The organism is Vibrio sp. 1159 (assembly GCF_033340395.1).
GTDB classification, from domain to species: domain Bacteria; phylum Pseudomonadota; class Gammaproteobacteria; order Enterobacterales; family Vibrionaceae; genus Vibrio; species Vibrio alginolyticus.
The window spans coordinates 26502-47301 of record NZ_JAWOWL010000010.1 but is presented as its reverse complement, the minus strand read 5'-3'; the positions used below and the strand labels follow the sequence as shown (position 1 = coordinate 47301).

Annotated in this window: 19 protein-coding genes; 11 read left to right on the top strand and 8 right to left on the bottom strand. The window is 42.8% G+C overall.

Annotation, left to right across the window (positions count from 1 at the left end; all coding sequences use genetic code 11):
• Positions 1-215 precede the first annotated feature (215 nt).
• The 3 genes from R7127_RS10095 to R7127_RS10085 form a co-directional block, all read right to left on the bottom strand.
• Positions 216-1964 carry a formate--tetrahydrofolate ligase gene (locus R7127_RS10095; protein WP_167416042.1) on the bottom strand — a complete coding sequence of 583 codons (1749 nt, stop codon included), beginning with the start codon at positions 1962-1964 and terminating at the stop codon, positions 216-218.
• A 236-nt stretch (positions 1965-2200) separates the two neighbouring features.
• Positions 2201-3505 carry an inosine/guanosine kinase gene (locus R7127_RS10090; protein WP_005376376.1) on the bottom strand — a complete coding sequence of 435 codons (1305 nt, stop codon included), beginning with the start codon at positions 3503-3505 and terminating at the stop codon, positions 2201-2203.
• A gap of 233 nt (positions 3506-3738) precedes the next feature.
• Positions 3739-4209 (bottom strand): CreA family protein, encoded by a 471-nt coding sequence (locus R7127_RS10085; RefSeq protein ID WP_005397614.1) that lies wholly within the window; start codon positions 4207-4209, stop codon positions 3739-3741.
• Between the two features lie 145 nt (positions 4210-4354).
• Here R7127_RS10085 and R7127_RS10080 point away from each other — a divergent pair, with 145 nt between their 5' ends.
• Both R7127_RS10080 and R7127_RS10075 read left to right on the top strand, forming a co-directional pair.
• Positions 4355-4864 carry a hypothetical protein gene (locus R7127_RS10080; protein ID WP_005376378.1) on the top strand — a complete coding sequence of 170 codons (510 nt, stop codon included), beginning with the start codon at positions 4355-4357 and terminating at the stop codon, positions 4862-4864.
• 195 nt (positions 4865-5059) lie between these two features.
• Complete coding sequence (locus tag R7127_RS10075; protein ID WP_042520824.1) at positions 5060-5728, top strand: HAD-IA family hydrolase; 669 nt, start codon at positions 5060-5062, stop codon at positions 5726-5728.
• 430 nt (positions 5729-6158) lie between these two features.
• Here the strand turns inward: R7127_RS10075 and R7127_RS10070 are convergent, their stop codons facing one another.
• The gene (locus tag R7127_RS10070; protein WP_042520826.1) at positions 6159-7589 is read right to left on the bottom strand and encodes a methyl-accepting chemotaxis protein; all 1431 of its coding nucleotides are present in this window, start codon (positions 7587-7589) and stop codon (positions 6159-6161) included.
• Between the two features lie 314 nt (positions 7590-7903).
• On the opposite strand from R7127_RS10070, the gene R7127_RS10065 reads away from it, so the two are divergent.
• The 3 genes from R7127_RS10065 to R7127_RS10055 all read left to right on the top strand — a co-directional run bounded on the left by R7127_RS10065 (position 7904) and on the right by R7127_RS10055 (position 10088).
• A complete protein-coding gene (locus R7127_RS10065; RefSeq protein ID WP_017820948.1) occupies positions 7904-8077 on the top strand; it encodes a hypothetical protein in 174 nt (57 codons plus the stop codon).
• An 81-nt stretch (positions 8078-8158) separates the two neighbouring features.
• Positions 8159-8761 carry an ACP phosphodiesterase gene (locus tag R7127_RS10060; protein WP_054865345.1) on the top strand — a complete coding sequence of 201 codons (603 nt, stop codon included), beginning with the start codon at positions 8159-8161 and terminating at the stop codon, positions 8759-8761.
• 67 nt (positions 8762-8828) lie between these two features.
• Entirely contained in the window at positions 8829-10088 is a 1260-nt protein-coding gene (locus R7127_RS10055) for a DEAD/DEAH box helicase (protein ID WP_042520829.1), read from the top strand.
• A gap of 27 nt (positions 10089-10115) precedes the next feature.
• Here R7127_RS10055 and R7127_RS10050 read toward each other — a convergent pair whose 3' ends face one another.
• Entirely contained in the window at positions 10116-10904 is a 789-nt protein-coding gene (locus R7127_RS10050; RefSeq protein ID WP_042520834.1) for an EAL domain-containing protein, read from the bottom strand.
• Positions 10905-11091: 187 nt separating this feature from the next.
• A complete protein-coding gene (locus R7127_RS10045) occupies positions 11092-11724 on the bottom strand; it encodes a hypothetical protein (RefSeq protein ID WP_042520835.1) in 633 nt (210 codons plus the stop codon).
• A gap of 183 nt (positions 11725-11907) precedes the next feature.
• On the opposite strand from R7127_RS10045, the gene R7127_RS10040 reads away from it, so the two are divergent.
• From R7127_RS10040 to R7127_RS10030, 3 genes are all read left to right on the top strand, one after another.
• Positions 11908-12150 carry a DUF2164 domain-containing protein gene (locus R7127_RS10040; protein ID WP_042520836.1) on the top strand — a complete coding sequence of 81 codons (243 nt, stop codon included), beginning with the start codon at positions 11908-11910 and terminating at the stop codon, positions 12148-12150.
• 174 nt (positions 12151-12324) lie between these two features.
• Positions 12325-12864, top strand: a complete 540-nt coding sequence (locus R7127_RS10035; RefSeq protein WP_042520838.1) for a cytochrome b — start codon at positions 12325-12327, stop codon at positions 12862-12864.
• Positions 12861-13430 carry a YceI family protein gene (locus tag R7127_RS10030; protein WP_017634178.1) on the top strand — a complete coding sequence of 190 codons (570 nt, stop codon included), beginning with the start codon at positions 12861-12863 and terminating at the stop codon, positions 13428-13430. The genes R7127_RS10035 and R7127_RS10030 overlap by 4 nt, the downstream gene beginning before the upstream one ends.
• 137 nt (positions 13431-13567) lie before the next feature.
• Here the strand turns inward: R7127_RS10030 and focA are convergent, their stop codons facing one another.
• The gene (focA, locus tag R7127_RS10025) at positions 13568-15019 is read right to left on the bottom strand and encodes a formate transporter FocA (protein ID WP_318141791.1); all 1452 of its coding nucleotides are present in this window, start codon (positions 15017-15019) and stop codon (positions 13568-13570) included.
• Between the two features lie 301 nt (positions 15020-15320).
• Between focA and R7127_RS10020 the strand changes: the two genes are divergently transcribed.
• Complete coding sequence (locus tag R7127_RS10020) at positions 15321-16226, top strand: LysR substrate-binding domain-containing protein (RefSeq protein ID WP_005376369.1); 906 nt, start codon at positions 15321-15323, stop codon at positions 16224-16226.
• Between the two features lie 228 nt (positions 16227-16454).
• The gene (locus R7127_RS10015) at positions 16455-16937 is read left to right on the top strand and encodes a DUF1097 domain-containing protein (RefSeq protein ID WP_017634175.1); all 483 of its coding nucleotides are present in this window, start codon (positions 16455-16457) and stop codon (positions 16935-16937) included.
• A gap of 153 nt (positions 16938-17090) precedes the next feature.
• Here the strand turns inward: R7127_RS10015 and R7127_RS10010 are convergent, their stop codons facing one another.
• The gene (locus tag R7127_RS10010; protein WP_047103581.1) at positions 17091-18725 is read right to left on the bottom strand and encodes an ATP-dependent endonuclease; all 1635 of its coding nucleotides are present in this window, start codon (positions 18723-18725) and stop codon (positions 17091-17093) included.
• Between the two features lie 268 nt (positions 18726-18993).
• Between R7127_RS10010 and R7127_RS10005 the strand changes: the two genes are divergently transcribed.
• Positions 18994-20736 carry a bifunctional metallophosphatase/5'-nucleotidase gene (locus R7127_RS10005; protein ID WP_115386643.1) on the top strand — a complete coding sequence of 581 codons (1743 nt, stop codon included), beginning with the start codon at positions 18994-18996 and terminating at the stop codon, positions 20734-20736.
• Positions 20737-20800: the final 64 nt, after the last annotated feature.

The window sequence follows — 20800 nt, the reverse complement described above, 5'->3', positions numbered from 1 at the left end:
AACTATGGCTAAACAAGGCTTAGGGTTAGCGTCTTAACTCTAAAGGTCTAAAACAGGCGCGTTGATGTAAGGCAGGAGAGCTTTGTATCAACAATTCAAGAGTAGAAGGCCTGAGACAACTCTTTTCACAGTTGTTGAGAGTGAGTGGATAGGTAAGTAGACCACTCACTCAATGAATATGCTCACTTCACTGATAGCGATACGTTATCACTGCACTAAGAGAGACCGACGATATTTCCTTCATCATCAAGATCTAAGTTCATAAATGCGGGTTTATCAGGTAAGCCTGGCATCGTCATCACGGTACCAGATAATGCATAAACGAATCCTGCGCCCGCACACAAGCGCAGCTCGCGGATTGGGACGGTAAAACCAGTTGGTGCGCCTTTGACTGCGGAGTCTGTGGTTATCGATAATGGTGTCTTCGCGATGCAAACCGCTAAGTTGTTAAAACCTAGATTTTCAAAATGGTTGAGCTGTTCAGTCGCGATAGGAGTCATTTCTATATTGGTTGCGCCATAGCCCGCTTCACATACTGCCATGAGCTTTTCGAGTAATGATTGCTCTTTGTTGTATAACGGACAAAACTCTACAGGCGTGGTACACGCATCAATAACATGTTGAGCTAGTTCCGTTGCGCCTTGTCCGCCTTGCGAAAAAGCGGTGCTGATGGCTACTTTAACTTCGGGATTAAATTGGTGAATCAGATCTTCAAGAGCTTTAAGCTCTTTCACACAATCTTGTGGAAACTGATTAATGGCAACGACAGCAGGTAAACCGTATTTATGAACGTTATTTATGTGCCATTTTAAATTTTCAAACCCAGCCTCCAATGCTGCTTGGTCCGGATTAAAAATGGAATCTGGAATAGCCATACCTGGTCGTAAATCGTAGTGTCCGGAATTCGCTTTGAGACCGCGTAATGTTGCTACGATCACTACACAGTCCGGGGCTTTGTTGGCGGCAGCAGCTTTAATGTTACACGCTTTCTCAAATCCCATATCCGAACCAAAACCGGCTTCAGTTACCGTGTAACCTGACAGTTTTAGCGCAATATCGTCCGCGATAATGGATGAATTTCCATGGGCGATGTTTGCAAATGGACCTGCATGGATCAACGTAGGAACACCTTCTAGAGTTTGCATCAGTGTTGGTGCAATCGCCTCTTTTAGTGTTACTGCCATTGCTCCTGCAACTTGTAGATCTTCCGTGGTGACCGGGTTTCCGTTCAAATCGTACGCTACGACAATTTTCCCGATACGTTGGCGTAAATCTTTTAAATCATTGGCTAGTGCAATGATAGCCATTAACTCAGAAGCGGCTGAAATATCGAACCCTTCGTCACGCTCGAAACCATTGATGGTTTTTCCTGCATCATTGAGGCCAATTTTGACTTTACGTAGTGCACGATCATTATGGTCCATCACTCGTTTCCAAGTAATACTTGCCGTGTCGATTTTAAGTGCTCTTAACCCGGTGCGTGATTCAAAGGCATCATAACCCTCGCGTTGCTCATGGAACAAGCGAGCGTCAAGAGCGGCTGAAGCAAGGTTGTGCGCCGCTGTCACTGCGTGAATGTCACCAGTAAGGTGTAAGTTTAACTCTTCCATTGGAGCTACTTGAGAATAACCACCGCCCGCTGCGCCACCTTTAATACCGAAGACGGGTCCCATCGAAGGTTGCCTTATACATGCAATAACAGATTGATTAAGCTTTGCTAAACCTTGCGCCAGTCCTATCGTCGTAACGGTTTTTCCTTCGCCAAGAGGAGTCGGCGTGATCGCAGTGACGAGTACAAGTTTACCGTCATCATTTACTTTGAGTCGTTCCAAACATTTTGGGTGGACTTTGGCTTTGTGCTTCCCGTGAGTGTCATACTCTTCGGGCAATAGTCCTACTTTTTCCGCGATAACATCAATAGAAGAAAGTGGTGTTTTTCGGCAAATTTCGATATCTGACTGCATGGAGAATCCCCAAAGTGGCACACAGGTAGCGTTGAAAAACTACCTGAGTTATAACGAGTATTATTGTGAGGCAAAGGTCTGCTTGGTGATGGTACTGTTTCGGTTAGGCTTGTAAAGAGTTTACTGCTTCGTATTGTGCGACATACTAACGAAATCTACTCGTTATAGTGCTAGATAAAAACAAAAAGGCCACCAAATGGTGACCTTGATATATTTTTAGCTTTAAAGCTGTCGTTTTAACGATCCCAATAAGTCTCTTCTAAGCTATCTTCTCGTTCAGGAAGCGCTCGCGATAGGCGAGGAGAGTGCTGCGTCAACACTTCATAGCTTACTCGGTTTGCGTATTTACAGATCTGAGAAAGCGAGGAGTAGGTTAAGCATCGTACTTCGTGCTTTTCTGAGTTAGGCACTTCTTTTTGGTGGAAAGAGTTTGCTGCCATGTCATGCAGTAAGGCTGAAAGGGCTGCATCACCTGCACCGTTAGTGTTCTTAATCTCTAGTGGTCCACCAAGGTAAGGGCCGATGTGAGAGTAGACCTTCATTGGGTTTTGACAGTCTTCTTTACGCATCGCACGACTAAACTCGTACTGGTTAAAGGCTTCGAGGGAGCTTTCAAGGATGTCGTGTGTGGTTTCTCGTTTTACTTTCTCGTCGGTGTAACCAGCCATGTACAGACCATTTGGTCCTGCTGTACAAAGTACGAGATCAACCCACTCAAGTGCTTTATCAGCAGCTGCTAGCGGCTCTGTTTCACCTGTTAGCGCCGCACCTTCTTCTTCATTCATAGCGACAACAGAAATGTTTTCGCGAATGTATTCTTGCCACCACTGTGCGTTACCTTCGATAACGTACTTTGTCCCTAACGTAAGTACAACAGGGACATCGTGCTTCTTAGCAAAGTCGATCGCTCTTTGTACCGCTTTAGGCATTGGATCTTCTTCTTTACCACGCATTAGGTAAGAAGAAACAACCAGGGCTGATGCTTTCTCAAAGATCTCTTCAGGAATGCTTTCCGGAAGTAGTTGATTCATATGACCTTCGTTGATAGCAAATGTACGCTCACCGTCTTGAGAAATTAGGGTGTAGCAGCGACCAATAGGGCCATCTACCGTTTGTAAATGGTTAAGGTTCATGCGTGAAGACGTACGGCAAAGGTAGCGGTAAGCAAAAGAACCGACTTGAATGTTCTTAGACATCACACCGAGCAAAACGGATTTGCTATCGGCTAAAACTGAGTAGTTGTGAAGAGTATTGCCAATCGTGTCACCTGGGTATTGGTGTGTGATCAGGCCTTGCTCAACCAGTTCTTCGTAAAGAGCATCTGCTTTGCTTTCTTCAAGAACGAGCGAATGTCCTTTACTCAGGTTGTATTTCTCTAAAAACGCGTCATCTACACGTGCTTCGATATCTACAATGGTTTGACCGACACCAACAATAGTTGGGCGATATAGCTTAGGTGCCTGTCGGATTTGGTTTACTAATGGATCTCGAGCGTGAGTTGGGAAGTAGTGTTTAGATTTACGCTGACCAGGAAACTTCATGCTTGTTCTTGAGTGAGAAAAAAAAGAGGCGGGATTGTATCACAAAAAAATGAAAATCGTGGCGATTTATTACAAAGAAGTCTGCTCGCTGAAAAAATCAGCGAGCTGAGTAAATAGCAACCAAAGCAGCTGCAATTTATGACGCTTGTCGTATTGCAATGGGTTGTTTTTTAAACTTGTTGCTCAGCAGCGCCCGGAAAGAGCCTGCTCCGCGCTAACTAAATTTACCCGCGTTACTTTTTCACTTCAGTTGGCTCAACGTAAGCCTTGGTACCCCAAAGTGGGACTGTCGAAAGGCTATGTTTAAAACTACCATCGGTCTCTTTTGTTGTATAAGACAAGTAGAGTAAGGTTTGGTTATCGGCATCATAAATACGGCGAACCTTCATTGTTTTGAAGAAAATGCTTTTTGACTTCTTAAATACAATTTCACCGGACTTACTCTTATCTATTTTTGCAATCATTTCCGGTGTGATTTCGCCAGTCTGACGACATGATATTGAGCTATCACTTGGATCTGCTAAGCTGAAATCCGCTTCGATAGAGGCGATGTGACATGTGACACCTGTTACCACCTCGTCTTTCAACTCACCGACTTTGATGTCTTTCAAAGTAAACCAACCGAGCCCCACGTCAGCAACATCGTTATCTGAACAACCAACTAGAGTAGTAGCAAGCAATGCACTTAACAGCATCTTTTTCATTATTTTTGTCCTTAACTAGGAAAGATATTGATGAAATCTATCAGAGGTTTGCACCTAAAACAAAATTTAGCCACGGAAAGGTCTATGTGCGCTAGGTTTGTTGCGGGCTTCATGCTAATGTACTGCTCTAAACGAAGGTATCAAGATGAATGAACAACAGTTAGCCAGTATCGAGCGTAAAAATACATGGCTGTATGATCTGGTCGAAGTTGAATTTCCGACACCAGAGAGTTTGAAAGGGCGCGATGTCTATTTCAAAACGCTAGAAAAAGCAACGTATCAAGTAGTCGACAAAGACACACTACTGGAAAGTGACTCTGAATTTAACCCCGACGACATTTTTCTGGTCGATTTTCATCGACTGACCATTATGTTCTCTATCTTGCAATCTCAGCGCTGGGAACAGCAGTATGATAAAGATATGATCATTGAATATCTGACACAGATTATCCTCACGCCAGATTTTGAATTATATGTTGGTTTTAAATCTGGAGTCCCAATTGGTGCTGCTATTGTTAGCCATCTCGAAGGAAATACACTCATCTCTGATGTTGCTGTTTCTGAATCAAAATACAAAAGCTCGTTTGTGGCTGATCTGGCTAAAAGACTAAGCACCGAGCAAAAACTGTTAGACTCAGTGGTTATCGAAAACTAACTTACACGTCAATGTGCATAAAAAGTAAAGCAAGATGACGTTGGGTGATCTTGCTTAGAAAAACTGTAATTGCTACCTTCTATTTCCATGAAATGCCAAGCTCGTCGTTTCAACAATCCCAAACTCAAATAATATTAATCCAAACATTCTTAAAATCAGCTTGGGCTTGAGCCTTTAAGACGTCTGGAGATGGCTATGGCAATTACCAATATTAAGTGCGTGATATTTGACTGTGATGGTACGTTGGTCGACAGCGAAAGACTGTGTTGCCAAGCGCTCGTCAATGTCTTTAACCAGCATGGGGCTGAGTTAACGATGGAAGAGTGCGTTTCTCACTTTAAAGGAGGAAAGCTCGCTGACATCCTTTTAGATACTAAAGAATTGAAAGATATCAAAGTTCCAATTGATGTTTTAGAGCCGCAATACCGAGAAGAAGTCAAGTCTCTTTTTGTGCGTCACTTACAGCCGATGGATGGCGCAAAACGATTAATTCAGTTTTTGGATTCGCATAATATCGAATATTGTGTGGCGTCTAATGGACCTAAAGATAAAATTGAATACGCTTTGGAGTTAACCGGTTTACTCGATGCTTTCCGAGGCAAAGTGTTCTCGGCATTCGATGCGAATAGTTGGAAGCCTGAGCCCGATTTAATCATGTACAGTGCTATGAGCATGGGCTTTTTACCAAGTGACTGTCTTTATATTGATGACACGCCTAAAGGAGTTGAGGCGGGACTAAACGCCGGTATCAAAACGATACAGTTATTTAATGGTGAAGCTATCAATCTTGTTGATGACGAGCGTGTAATTCGCATCCATCATTTAGATGAATTAAAAGAGCAGCTGTGTGGCTGCTCTGTTTGACCTATTAATGGCAAACCGGACTTAAGCTGTGGATGTGCTTAAGTTTAGACTGTAGGTAAGGCGTTTGATGTAGACATTGGATAGATGAGAAGTTTTTTGTATGAAATCCGCAAGCAGCGCATGTGAATTTCTCGCCATCCGATGAAATGAGATATTCATCTCCTTGGCAGAGTGGGCAATTCAGGTTCTCTATGTCTTTTGTGTCTTTGTAATTATTCATATTGTTTTCCAGCAGCAAATTGGAATTGGCAAGATCAAGCATAGCGGAACGCTTTGTTTAAGAACATTATTTCATCGGGTACAGCGAGAACTTGAGATTCACTTCAAATATCCACTTGGATGTCGTAGAAAATATCGAAGGTAATAGTTGAACACGGTTTAAAGAAAAGGGCTCCTTAAGGAGCCCTTGTTGATCATAAGCCTCACAACGTTATGCGGTGCGGTAGCGTTGTAATATCTCACCAAGAGAAACGGAGGCTTGCGTGAGATTAGCGACGCCAGCGGTAGATTGCTCCGCCACTTCTCTGATTGTGCTTGATTGACTACGAATTTCTGAAAGTTCCGATGCAATATCGTTAGCCACTGCGCTTTGTTCTTCAGCAGATGTGGAAATCTGAATGCTCATGTCCATTAATGAGCGTGCTGACTCGGCAATAGAGGTAACATCATGGCCGATTTCATCAATAAGCTGGCTGCTGGTTTGAGCTTGCTGAACGGTTCGGTTGGTGATTGAAGCAATGTTCTGACTCTCTATTTGAAGCTTCTCAATCATGGCTTGAATCTCTACTGTTGCCTGTTGAGTTCTGCTTGCTAATGTACGTACTTCATCGGCAACCACTGCAAATCCACGACCTTGTTCACCAGCACGGGCTGCTTCGATTGCTGCGTTTAGTGCCAACAGATTAGTTTGTTCTGAAATGGCGTTAATCGTTGTGATCACGTCATTAATCTGCGTCGTATTCTCGTTTAAATTGGTTACTGACGTAGAGGCTTGTTCAATATAGCTAGATAACGTCTCTATCTCGCCAATCACGTTTTGTACACGGCTTCTGCTTAGTTCGATCTTCTGGGCATCTTGGTCTGACTGCGTCGTTGCTTGTTGAGAAATACTTGATACCTCCTTTGCAGAGGCTGTCATTTCTTCCATTGCCGTCGCGACTGAATCAAGCGTTTGATATTGATGAGATATCTGGGTTTCACTCAACTGCATATCTTTTTCGAATGCAGAAGATGTCTCGCTCAACATCGTTGCATTATTTTTAACACTATTAACCAGTTCACTTAAGGTATCCATAGACTTGTCTAGCGCACAGCCGATGGTACCGAATTCATCTCGACCAGGGTGAAAACCAAGACGAGAGGTTAAGTCACCGTCACCAATTTTTTCGGTTGTTGTATATAAAACCCACAGAGCTCCTCCGATAAACGTTGCCACCCAGTAAGAGAATAGGGCAAAAGGAATAACCCATAAGAAGCTGAGTAATAGTGACGATAGAGCTGATGATTTTACCGATTCGTATTGTGTGGACACATTTTGAGTCAGCTTAATCACTTCTCCAGAATGCAACTTGGCATAAGCGGTGACAGACCCATCGACAAAAGAACTCTCGCTTACGCGGTTCGATTTCGATACGCCGTCAATTTCTGTAGCGCGGTTTGATTGAGCATCAACGATACCAGAAAGCTTCGCTTCGCTCGCCGAGATGGCTTGCTGCTTAAATTGTTGTATTTCATTGAAGTAGCGGCTTCCAGCCACTGAAGTGAGGGCTACTAAAAACAGTAGGAATATAACCCACATTTTGTCGTTGATAGACATCTTGATAAACAGCCTGTCTATCGTTCTAAACTCAACTTCTCTCATTTAAAGCTCCATTAGAGATAAAAGATATTGACCAAATCTATTGCTATATCGAAACAAAATATGCGAAGTTAATCAGCAAAATATGTAACGAATACTAAATTTAGTTTAAGAAATGAGATCTAAGGACGCCTATAACAGTATGTTATATCTTTAAATTGACATGAATGTTGATAAAAGAGTCATTTCTCTAAAGTGTTAAGCGGATATGAAATCTAATTGCAATCGTTTACTTTTGATTATGCTCATAGGTTTTTAAATCTTTACTTCTCGCTGTCATGAATGTGTCATATAAAGACTATAAAAAGGAGTTGCTGATGTGGATATGGCAAGAGCCAGGCCGTCAGCAAGTAAAAGCAAGAGAGCTTAAAATAAAGGAGGTCACAATGAGCGACCAATACCAAAACGATGAGAGCCTAGAGCTGCTAGATGCGCTTGAAATTGGCATTATCTTGTCGGAATACGTTGGCTCAGACAACGAAGCCGAATAGCGGAACACTCTCATCTCGTCGTAATTGACGTTATACTAGGTTCATGTCACACCAAGCCCTAGAGGCCAAAACTGGCGTCGAATGAACTTTCTAGCCCACCTGCATATCGCAGATCACAGTAACAGCCATTTGTTGGGAAACTTGCTTGGAGACTTCGTAAAAGGAGATCCAAGCAAGCTGTATGATCGCGATATCTCAAATGGCATCAGATTACATAGATTTGTTGACCGTATTACCGACCATCATCCAATCGTCAACGAATGTAAGCCTCATTTCACTGGTGTTGCGCGACGTTTTGCACCTATCGCTTTGGATATGTTTTGGGATCATTGCCTCGCAAAACACTGGAACGACTTTCATTCCGTGCCTCTCGAACACTTTGTAAAAACGGCATACGAGAGAGTAAACCGAGAGGTTCATGAACATTTGCCGCCACGTTTTTTGGTGCTCCACAGCAGAATGTGGCATGGCCGATGGCTTCAATCCTATCAAGATCTAGACAATATAGAATTTGCACTACATCGGATGTCGCAAAGAAGTCCTAGAATGGCAGACTTAACCACAACATTTAAAGTGATTGAAAGTGATTACACCGAATTAGAAGAGAAGTTCTCGTCACTTTATCGAGATGTTTTGCGCCAGTCGTATGATTTTCAGCAACAGCTTAATGACTCAACTCAATGAGATAGAAAAGTAGTATGGCTTTAGGGGCTCTGGTAAACTCTGCGCTCCAAAAATAATGAGGTTACACATGTCTGTTAATTTTGCTGATTTAGGCATCGAACAAAAGCTAATCGAGACGCTAGGCAATCTAAATATCGTGACGCCAACACCAGTGCAAGAAAAGTCAATTCCACACGTCCTTGCAGGAAAAAACTTACTTGCTGCTGCACAAACTGGTACGGGAAAAACGGCTGCGTTTGGTTTACCTATCATACAAACCGTTCAGCAAAAGAAACTTAATGGCACACCTCAAGCATTGATTTTGGTTCCAACACGCGAGCTTGCACAGCAGGTATTTGATAATTTGAATCAGTACTCGGCAGAAACAGAACTTCGCATTGTGTGTGTTTATGGTGGTACAAGCATTGGCGTACAAAAGAGAAAGTTAGAAGAGGGCGCTGATATTTTGATTGCCACGCCAGGCCGCCTTTTGGATCACCTGTTTAATGGTAACGTAAACATCTCTAAAACCGGTATGCTCGTGTTAGACGAAGCCGACCGTATGTTAGATATGGGATTTTGGCCTGACTTGCAGCGCATCTTCCGACGTTTGCCTGCTGAGAAACAGATCCTATTGTTCTCTGCGACATTTGAGAAGCGAATCAAAACTATTGCGTATAAACTCATGGAATCGCCAGTTGAAGTCGAAGTTTCACCAGCAAATACGACTGCTGAAACGGTAACACAAATGGTTTATCCAGTGGATAAAAAACGGAAACGTGAATTGCTAGCGTACTTAATTGGCTCGCGGAATTGGCAGCAAGTGCTTGTATTTACAAAAACGAAGCAAGGCAGTGATGAGTTAGCGAAAGAGCTCAAGTTAGATGGCATCAAAGCGGTTTCTATCAACGGTGATAAATCACAGGGTGCCCGCCAAAGAGCTTTGGATGAATTTAAACAAGGTAAGGTACGTGCTTTGATTGCAACCGATGTGGCAGCACGAGGGTTAGATATTCAAGAGCTAGAACAAGTCGTGAACTTTGATATGCCATTCAAAGCAGAAGATTATGTCCATCGAATTGGCCGCACTGGAAGAGCAGGAAAGTCAGGTTTGGCGGTTTCTCTGATGAGTCGAGATGAGGAGTACTTGTTGCAAGCTATCGAGAACCTGCTTGATCAACGCTTACCCCAAGAATGGCTGGCAGGTTTCGAACCAAGCCTTGCAGAAGAAGTTGAGCCTGAACAAAATGGGGGTGGGCGTCGTCGTAGTCGTTCATCTGAGAAGCGTAAGCTAAAAGCAAAATTGGCGATTCATAAGAATCGTGGTAAATCACGTAGCTCTCGCTAAACCGCGCAAACTTTTGTTCTTACATAGTCAGGCTGTTTTTGCCTCTTCATAGACGTCTAACGTTTGGGGGATAGCAAGTAGGTACCCTTGATACATATCGAAACCGAGCTTTTTCATTAAGCGAAGTTGATGCTCGGTTTCAATTCCTTCGATAACGGTTTTAGAGCATAACGCTTTTGCGAGTGATAATGCATCGTTAAGCGCTTTAAAATCACCGTTTTCATACCTTAGCAATAAAGAGCGATCCATCTTGATTATATCTGGGCAAACGCTTCTCACTCGCTCAGTTGTCGATGCATTGACGCCATAATCGTCAATCGCTAATTTAAATCCTTCAAGACTTAACTCCCGAGCAGCTTGAGACAAAGAGAGTTCATCCTCCACCTTCAATTCAAGTAACTCCATGACGATTTGTTCATTCATCAAATGCGATTCATAAATGGTTTGTTTTAGCAGTCGGTTATAAGTGATGTCTTTAACTAGTATCTCTGCCGCTACCGGTAATACATTGAGAAACAATTGTTTTGTGTGAAAGCGAGACTGAGAGAAATTTTTGATATGGATTAGGCGACTTAAGCGTTCAACGTTGAGCAAATCTTGAGTGGGAGTCGCTTTGGATTGGAAAAACTGATCTGGCCTAACCATGGTGCCATTGGCATTGCTAATTCTTACCAGTGCTTCAAGGCCAACGATGGAAATATCGTTCTTATATATGGGTTGAAAGACACTGCGGAGAGTGAAGTTCGCGTATTTCGCAATATACTGCCCGTCGGCTTCTTTCCGGATGCAACTAAGTAGTTGCGAGATGCTCATCATTGTTACCACAACCTAAATCAATGTCTCAACATCAGCGTTATCGCGCTAATTTTTCTATTTCATTGGCAATGAATCTAAGTGTGCTCATTAACTCAAGCAAGAACGATGGTAATGGATGGGTAGTTTTGTCGAGTGATATCAAACAAATTGCTGAAATAATTGATAATCTCAGCACTTCAATTTGATGCTACCATTGCAGTACGGCATACAACTGCAAATATTTTCTGACTAACTGCTGTTTGTTCGAACGCCGTAAAGGATGCCCAAACTTAATGTAACAAGGGCTAATACCGAATCGAGTGTCCAAAGATTGCGTGAGTTGCGACTCGCTGGTGTACAGTGTGATTCCTTGTTCTGTGTATTCGTTGATCTGATCGGGTAGTTCCCCCACCCACCAATGAAGTAATTCTCGGCTCGTTTTGCTGCGACTTATCCAATGATCGCAAACCAAAAAGAGTAGGTCATTAGGCTGTAAGGCATAGCCATATTCACTCTGCCATTCCGTAATTGATGAGAGTAAGTTTTCCCGGCAAGATTTTCCGGCACTGACCATATGGTGACTCAGAACCCAGACAGTGCCGATGTCGGATGAAATTCGATAGTGATGGGGAAGGTCTGGAGAATCCAACACTTCGATTGGCTTTATCACGCAGTTGTATCCAAAGTGACGAAAAGTATGTTCCATCCTTCTTGAAAACGCGAGACCAAGATGATGCTCACTCATGCCTTGGTTATGCACCGCAGGGTAATGCTTTTCACACAGCTTAAGACAGTCGTCTTGAAAATCATTAACACTTTGAATAACTAGGTCGAGTAGCAAAGAATATCCCTTAATAATTACAAAACGAACTGCAAAAGGTTAGCATAGTCTTTTGAGAATAGACTAATTTACTTCGGCAACTTCTTGATCTAAACACCAAATTTCTCACAAATGACCGTGTTTAATCTTTAATAGAGCAACACGAAAGAAGCAGAAGTTGAACAAAAATTTGAAAGGGAAAAAATGATAAAGCTAGAACGCGCACAAAAAGAGGCGTTGGCCACCGCCATTCAAGATTACATGCAAGACGAGCTAGATGTTGAAATTGGCCAGTTCGATAGTGAGTTTCTAATTGATTTTATTACAGAAAAACTAGGACCAATTTATTATAACAAGGGTGTTGAAGATGCTAAGTTACTGGTTGAACGCAGAATGTTAGAAGTTTCCGAAGAGCTGTATGAGATAGAACAAGAAATTAAGCTGTAAGTTTCAGTTTTACAAACGATTTAAAGTTCCTTCAAAAAATTCGAACAACTTGATAGATACGGTACCATTGGCTGGATGTAAATGATGGTAAATAATCTGTTTCATATGACGTAAATAGGTTAATGTAGTGTTTCTTGCTCAGCATTAACTTAGGAATATATCTAGGAACTTGAGATGGATACACTGGTAAAGAATTACAACCTTACTGCACGCGTGATGCATTGGTTATCAGCGCTGTGCATTATTGGTCTATTTGCAGTGGGTTTGTGGATGGTCGACCTTAGCTATTACAGCGAATGGTATCGAACTGCGCCGCATTACCATCGCTCTGTCGGTATTTTACTCGCTATTTTAACTTTGGTACGCATAGTATGGAAACATGTGACGGCGTCACCAAAGGTAGAAGGCAAACGTTACGAAGTGCTTGCTGCTAAAGCAGCGCATGGTGTCATGTACCTACTATTGGTCACCATCTTTGTTTCAGGTTACCTCATTTCAACGTCTGATGGACGCGGCATCGAAGTGTTTAATTGGTTCACCGTGCCAGGAGCGGGAGAGTTATTCCCAGGCCAATCAGATATTGCAGGTGAGATTCACTTCTATGCAGCTTGGGCAGTCATCCTGATTGCAGGCTTACATGCTATTGCTGCACTAAAACACCACTTTATCGATAAAGACAACACATTAAGAAAAATGTTAGGAGCTTCAAAATGAAAAAGTCACTTTTCGCTACAGGATTAGCTATCGCTATGGCACTGCCATTTGGTGCGCAAGCTGCAGATTATGTCATCGATACCAAAGGTGCTCACGCTTCAATCAACTTTAAAGTTAGCCACTTGGGTTACAGTTTCATCAAAGGTCGTTTCAATACATTTTCTGGTGACTTTTCTTTTGATGAAAACAACATTGCTGACTCAAAAGTAAATGTTGTTGTTGATACAACCAGCCTAGATTCAAACCATGCTGAACGTGACAAACACATTCGTAGTGGTGACTTCATCGATGCTGGCAAATACAGTGAAGCAACCTTTACTAGCACAAAAGTGGTTGATAAAGGCAATGGCAAACTAGATGTAACTGGTGATCTAACGCTACACGGTGTTACTAAGCCTATTACTATTGAGGCTGAATTCGTTGGTGCTGGTAGTGACCCATGGGGCGGCGAGCGCGCTGGCTTTGTTGGCAACACTCGCCTAGAGCTTGCTGACTTTGACATCCCAGTAATGGGTGCTTCAAGCTACGTCGATATGGAACTTCATATCGAAGGTATTAAGAAGTAATTAGTTCCTTTTAGATACACTAAAAGCGCTCTTCACTTGAAGAGCGCTTTTTTATTATCTTAATCACATCACTAACATCGATAAACCCGTCAGTGATAGCGATTGAAAGCCAATAAACGTTGTAAATGTTTAGCGAATTACGCTGTTTCTAACTCGCTTTTTTCCACTAGGTTTAAACGCTCACCAAAAATCGGGCGTAGTGCTTTTAATACTTCAGTACGAGTAACCACCCCGACCATCTGCCCATTTTCAAGCACAGGAAGCACTTGTGGCTTACTTACTTTGATACTTTTAGCGCGTTCTTCGAGAGACAAAGACGTCAAGCGAGTGGCGATACCCATACTGCTCGCTGGGTACAACTGCTCTTTATCGATACATAGGAATTCCACAACATCAACGAGGCGATCATCAGCGTCAATTGCGACCACATCTCTGCTCATGATGTCGACGACTTTTTGGTCTTTCACCGGAATGTAGTCCTCACACCATAGTTCTACCATCACATCGTGAGCAGAGAAGAAGCCAACTAATCGATTTTGTACGTCTACAACAGGTGCGCTAGTTACGTTGTTATCAAGTAACACATCCAGCGCGGCTGCAATTGGCGTTTCTGCACGAATGGTGATTGGTTTTGGGTTCATAATGTCTTTAACAAAAGAGGCATTTTTCATGGTGAAATCCTTAAGTGACGACAGTGTTGTAGTTGTAGTGATAGAAGAAATATTCGCTGCTTTTAGTTCTGGTCGGCGAAAAATACACCAGTTTGAAAGGCCAACTAATACCGCTCCGCCGACGATGTTGCCAAGCGTGACAGGAATTAAGTTAGCGGTAATAAAGTGGCTAATGTTTAGGTCTGTGTATTGTGACGCGGGCACACCGACAGATGCCCAAAAAGATTCAGGTGCAAAATTCGCGATAACAATACCAAGTGGAACCATAAACATGTTCGCAACACAGTGCTCAAAACCGCTGCTGACAAACATTGCCACAGGCAAAATTGTCATTGCTGCTTTTGTCATTGCATTTGCAGAACTAAATGTCAGCCAAATCGCTAGGCAGACCAACAGGTTACAGAGAATACCGAGTGCAAACGCTTGAATGAGAGTGTGGTGAAGTTTGTGTTGTGCGATGTTAAGCGCATTTAATCCCCATTGACCGCCATCCATCTGATAAAGACCAGCAGCAGTAACCAGCGCAAGTAGGAACATCGCACCAATAAAGTTACCAACGTAAACTTTGCCCCAGATCGAAAGCATCTTACCGAACGATATTTGCTTATTGGCCCAAGAAATACTGGATAGGACGGAGCTGGTAAATAATTCACCACCGCAGATCACTATGAGGATCAATCCCATGCTAAATGCGAGTCCACCAGCTAGGCGGCTCAAGCCCCAACCAGCGCCCGTACTACCGGTGGTCACCGTGATGTAAAACAAGAATGCTAACCCGATGAACGCGCCGGCCATAATGGCGAGGCTTAATGTCATACTGCTGGTTTTGTTTGCCTTACTTAACGCAAATTTTTCCGCTTCAACCATCATCTCTTTTGGAGAAAAATACTGGTGATTTTGAGAACTGGTCACCGCCATATTGACTCCTTAATTTGTAATCGCATAAAAAATCCTTGGTTATTAACTCAAAAATGAAATTGTTGTTTTTATTAAGAGCCTCAATGACTTCGGTTTCAAAACCATTGAGGCTTGCGGTGTTCCCGAACCGCGTACTCAGAATAGGGAGAACGGTTAGTAAGGTAAAATTGATAATATTTAGAAACCTCATCAAATTAATTGATAACTTTACGGGGCTAGGTAAAATGAACTCTATTGCTTATTGGGGCATGCTTTAACAATTGTGGGGATTGGGAAATACCCACTAATAATGGAGGACACTTTGCGCTACTCACTTAAGCAATTAGCGGTTTTCGACGCAGTTGCAGATACCGGCAGTGTAAGCCAAGCCGCAGAAAAATTGGCTTTGACACAATCAGCGACGAGTATGTCGCTTGCGCAATTAGAGAAGATGCTTGGCAGGCCGTTGTTTGAGAGGCAAGGCAAGCAAATGGCGTTAACCCATTGGGGGATGTGGTTACGACCAAAAGCAAAACGCTTGCTACAAGACGCATTGCAGATTGAAATGGGCTTCTATGAGCAACATTTATTGAGTGGTGAGATTCGTATGGGAGCGAGTCAAACACCAGCAGAGCACTTAGTTCCCGACCTTATTAGTATCATTGATAATGACTTTCCAGAAATGCGTATTTCCCTCGGTGTACAAAGTACAAAAGGGGTGATTGATGGGGTATTAGATTACAAGTATGACTTAGGGATTATTGAAGGGCGCTGTGATGATAACCGTTTACACCAAGAAGTATGGTGTCGTGATCATCTTACTGTTGTCGCAGCTTCTCATCATCCTTTTGCGCGTAATCAGTCTGTTAGCCTTGCGCAGTTAGAGCAAGCGAAGTGGGTACTAAGAGAGCATGGCTCTGGCACACGAAAAACATTTGATAGTTCTATTCACCACCTTATTGAAGATTTGGATGTGTGGCGCGAGTACGAACACGTTCCGGTGTTACGTAGTTTAGTTGCTAATGGTCAGTACCTTACTTGCTTACCGTATTTAGATGTAGAGCGATATATAGAAGCAGGTCATCTTGTGGCATTAAATGTACCTGAGTTAAAAATGGAAAGGACGCTTTCATTTATATGGCGTTCAGATATGGCAGAAAACCCATTAGTCGACTGCATTAAAAGAGAGGGACTACGAATGATGAAAGGGAAGCCTTCAGTTCTTTAAAGGTTGATTAAACATGCCTACGAGATGAGTTGGGTTTATTCCCTAAATCTGTTGATTTATCGGTTGCGTCAAACTTTTAATGTAAATTGTGAAAATAATAATATTTTATTGTGATCAATATCACCGATAAGCTGAGCTGATGTATCTAACATGTCTCCTTGATTTCAATGTATGAAGGCAGTTATTGAACCATATAGGTACGATAATAGCCGAGTAGGTATGACTACCATGACGACACTTTTAGCTATTTCTATCACTACTGGAATTTTATCTGGCGTATGGGGTTGGATCGCCATCTCTTTAGGTTTGCTTTCTTGGGCTGGTTTTTTAGGTTGCACGAGCTACTTTGCAGCGCCAACTAGCGGATTGAAAGGACTAGGTATCAGCTTAATCACTAATATGACAGGCGTATTCTGGGCAATGGTAATTATTCACGGTTCCACTTACGTGGGGTTGGAAATTATTGGCTATGTGATTACCGCTATTGTGGCATTCTTCATGTGTATTCAAGCTAAACAAGCTTGGCTCGCGTACATCCCTGGTACTTTTATTGGTTCATGCGCAACATTTGCGGCTGACGGAAACTGGCAACTTGTCATTCCATCGTTGTTGCTAGGTGGTGTGTTTGGCTATCTAATGAAAGCGACAGGGCTATGGTTGCATACGAAATCAACCGCTACTTCTTCTTCGCTTGCTGAGCAAGCACAGTAGTGAACCCCCGATCTTATTGGTATCCACTGTGTATTGAGTTTTATCCCTCTCAATACCCTTAATCAAAATTAATGATGTTTGATACAAGCACACCAAATTGGTGTGCTTTTTTTGTATTACAAGACAATACGCTGAGTGTAAAATACGTCTAACTCATGTATTGCCGTTGGCCATGGTAACAACGCGTTTAAGTGTCCAGCGCAGAAGAACAGGAATACACTCCATGCCTTTCTCTTCACAATGAGAAACAATAGCCAAAGCTAAGTCCGGTTTTGCATGTTTTTTCAAAACACGATTTACGACTTTTTTAGCAGGGATAGGGTGGTCATGAGGAACTTTGATGATGTCCTTAAAGAAAAGTTCAAAACCATTGTTGTACAGAAAGTGCTCGATGTCTCGGTCGGGTAACTCCGTAAGTCGATGCCTTTCCTGATCATGGTCGAGCTGTGCTCGCACTGCATGCGCGTACTTTTTCCCTGCTGGGTCGCCATCGGTAACGACATGCCAATCAATACCAAACTCTTTTGCTACTTTGATGAGTGATTTTAGACCTGATTGAGCAAACTCAACGATTTGAACCCCTTCGGCAGCCAAGTCATACCCGCATTGACGAGCCAGTTCATGAAAAAGCCAAACTTCGGTTTCGCCCTCAACAAGTAACCAGCACCGCGCAAATAATGCTCCTGAACGATGAAAACGAATATGGAAACCAATTCGGCGCAACTCATCTCGACCAAACTTTGTTGAGTTTAAACTCTTAGCGATGGTTCTGTCTGATAGCCGAATTAAACGTCGAATTGAATACAGTGGAACAGAACCGAGTAACGTGCCACTGTTGGTGGTTAATATCTTTTGCATTGGCAACAATTGCAATAAGGACCACGCTCTCGCTAGATGAGTTGGATGCAGTCGACCTTCTGGATCTTCAATAATCAGTATTGGTCTCGCGCAGCGCCTTAAATCGGTGGGACCCTTAGCTTGAAGATAGGCATTGAGTAACCCCATTAAAAGCAAGCGGCTTTGTTTGTCATTGGTTTCTTTCAAGAACTGACTCAAACCTTTATCAGAGGAAGGGCTTGTATAGAAAAGACCATCGCGAGGTTTGCGTGGGTTACCTTTACTGACACTTCTGAACGCAAAATAGTGCTCAACAAGCGTTTGCATTGAGTCGAGACTACTACGAATCTCACCTTTATTTACATGGCCAGGCATAGCCAATAAGCGTCGACAGGTATTGTTGATTCGTTTTTCAATCCGAGCATTTTTACCATCGCCGTTGACATGGTTTAAATCTGGGAAGCGTCGGGAGTCACGTAGTCGGATTACAGGATGAAGTGTCATTAACTCAATAGCGAGTTTCTCTGAGTGGTGAAGTTTTTTGGGTTTGCCGTTATGATCCAAAAACGCGTACTCTGTATTAATGCCGTGCTCATCGCGAGACGCACTAATACGATAGTAAATGACTTGCTCACCATCTTCGTTGGTGCACCATGTAGGCTTTATGCGTCTGTAGCGTCCCGCTTTTACTTCGTTTTTATCCTGTGCTTTAAAACAAACAATGATCTGTAAGTGTTGTGTTTGTGGATGAGAAATTGAGTAGTCAACGTGAAAATCTTTCAGTTTGAATTGATACAATGAGCCATTGGCAGGTAATGCGATGGAAAGGGCATCGAGTAATGATGATTTGCCCCACGTGTTTTCACCGATAAGCGTGGTGAGTTCGTCAAAAGAGAGTGAAAGGCGTTTGATGCCTCTAAACCCGGAGATTTCGATGCGTTCTAGTCTCATCTCAATCCTCCTTGCAATTATTTGAATTATCGAGAGTTATTTTGCTACTCCTAAGCATATATGAATTCGAAATTTTTGAGTTAAGCTCAGTTCACAAAATTACGAGAGCCTCTTACTGAATAGAGACCGTTACAAGCGAGGCTTGCTTTCAAAGCCGGGGGACAGCATCGTGATCACTTAAACATGAAATCCTAAATCGCAGTTTCATAAAATTCATGATTCTGTCATGATTCACTTCTTATTATTATAAGGAATGAAAAAAGAGAAGATGAAGATGAATAACAATCATAAGCCAGTGAGAATCAAACTGGCACACATCAATGACACACATTCCTACTTTGAACCAACGTCATTACAGTTAAAGCTTAAGATAAACAATGAACTCACGCTAGAGCCTTATGTCAGTGCTGGCGGCTTTTCTCGTATCGCAACCCGAGTCGAGCAGTTAAGAGATGATGCTCAGCGCCAAGGTCACGGGATGTTGTTCCTCCATGCCGGAGATTGCTTCCAAGGCACGCTGTATTTCTCACTATTTAAAGGCAAAGCCAATGCCGACTTATTGAACGCATTAAAGATTGATGCAATGGCGTTAGGCAATCATGAATTAGATATGGGGAATGAGCCAGTTGCATTGTTTTGCCAACGTACTCAGTTCCCATTGCTTGCTGGCAACTGGGATTTATCCAATGAATCACTTAAAAAAACTCACCGTATCAGTGATTGCAAGGATGTATATAGTTACCAACCGGATACACAGAGCGCTCAATACATTGTTAAAGAATTCCATGGTGAGCGGGTCGCGATTTTCGGATTATCCATAGATAAAATGAGCGACATCGCAAACCCTGATGCAGACACGCCTTTTCACTCAGCAATTGAAACCGCCAAGGCGACCGTAAAACAAATCCATTCATCAGGTATAAAAAATATTATTCTTCTGAGCCACTTAGGTTATGAAGGTGATTTAGAGTTAGCTGAGAAAGTCGCAGGTATTGGTATAATTGTTGGTGGACACAGCCACCGGTTGCAAGGTGATTTTTCATCAATAGGGTTAGGACAAGACGATCCCTACGGTATCAAAATTAATGATACCTATGTGGTGCAAGCGGGTTTCCATGCTTTGACAATGGGGCACTGCGTCATTGAGTTTGATGAACACGGTAAAGCAACGATGTTGAGTGGACAAAATGAACTGTTGCTTGGTCGACGTATTTTTTGGGACTCGACGCTAAACCAACAGCTCGACCAAGGTGTATTCGAAACCGCGTGCGACTTCATCCATGGTCAACCGAATGTCGTGGTTTGTAAGAAACACCCGGAAACTCAAGCGATCCTGAGCGATAAGTATATTCCTCAGGTCAGGCAGTTACAGTCACAAGTCATTGCTAGTGTTGACACCAAAAAGCGTCATGTGAGAATTCCCGATGAATTTGGTGAGAGTGAGTTGGCTTCCTCCGTTGCCCGCTCATTTCTGCACTGTTTAAACAAACGTGGATATGACGTTCAATTTGCAATTCATAATGCGGGTGGCGTGCGAACCTCTTTGAACCCTGGCAACATCACAGTGGCAGACATTGCCGGACGACTGTTGCCTTTTGCCGTTCCTATCGGCTTTTACGATGTAAAAGGCAGCGCTATTCGCCGTGCACTTGAAGGCGCGATAAATAATGCACTCAACAATGGCGTAGAAGGCACTGGATCTGGCAGTTATCCGTACACTTACAATTTAAACTTCGAGTACCACGCAGATGCCCCAAAAGGTGAAAGAGTTCAATCATTAGTGATTTTTGATGGCAAACAATGGGTAGGTGTTCAAGATGATGTTTGGTATCGAGGGACTTCTTCTGCCTATACGATGAAAGGGAAAGAGGGGTATGACGCATTGCAGGAGATGAAAGGAGAAGGGCGTGTGACCAGTTTGTCCATGGCTGATTGTTTTATTGAACTCCTGACCGATGAGCCAAACTGTTTGAATCAAAGTCACAAACTTTACACAAAGCGACGTCGATAATAGATACTGGTATTGATTTTGCTGCTCTCCACTTACTACATGGGTTGATGAGGATGGCAGTATG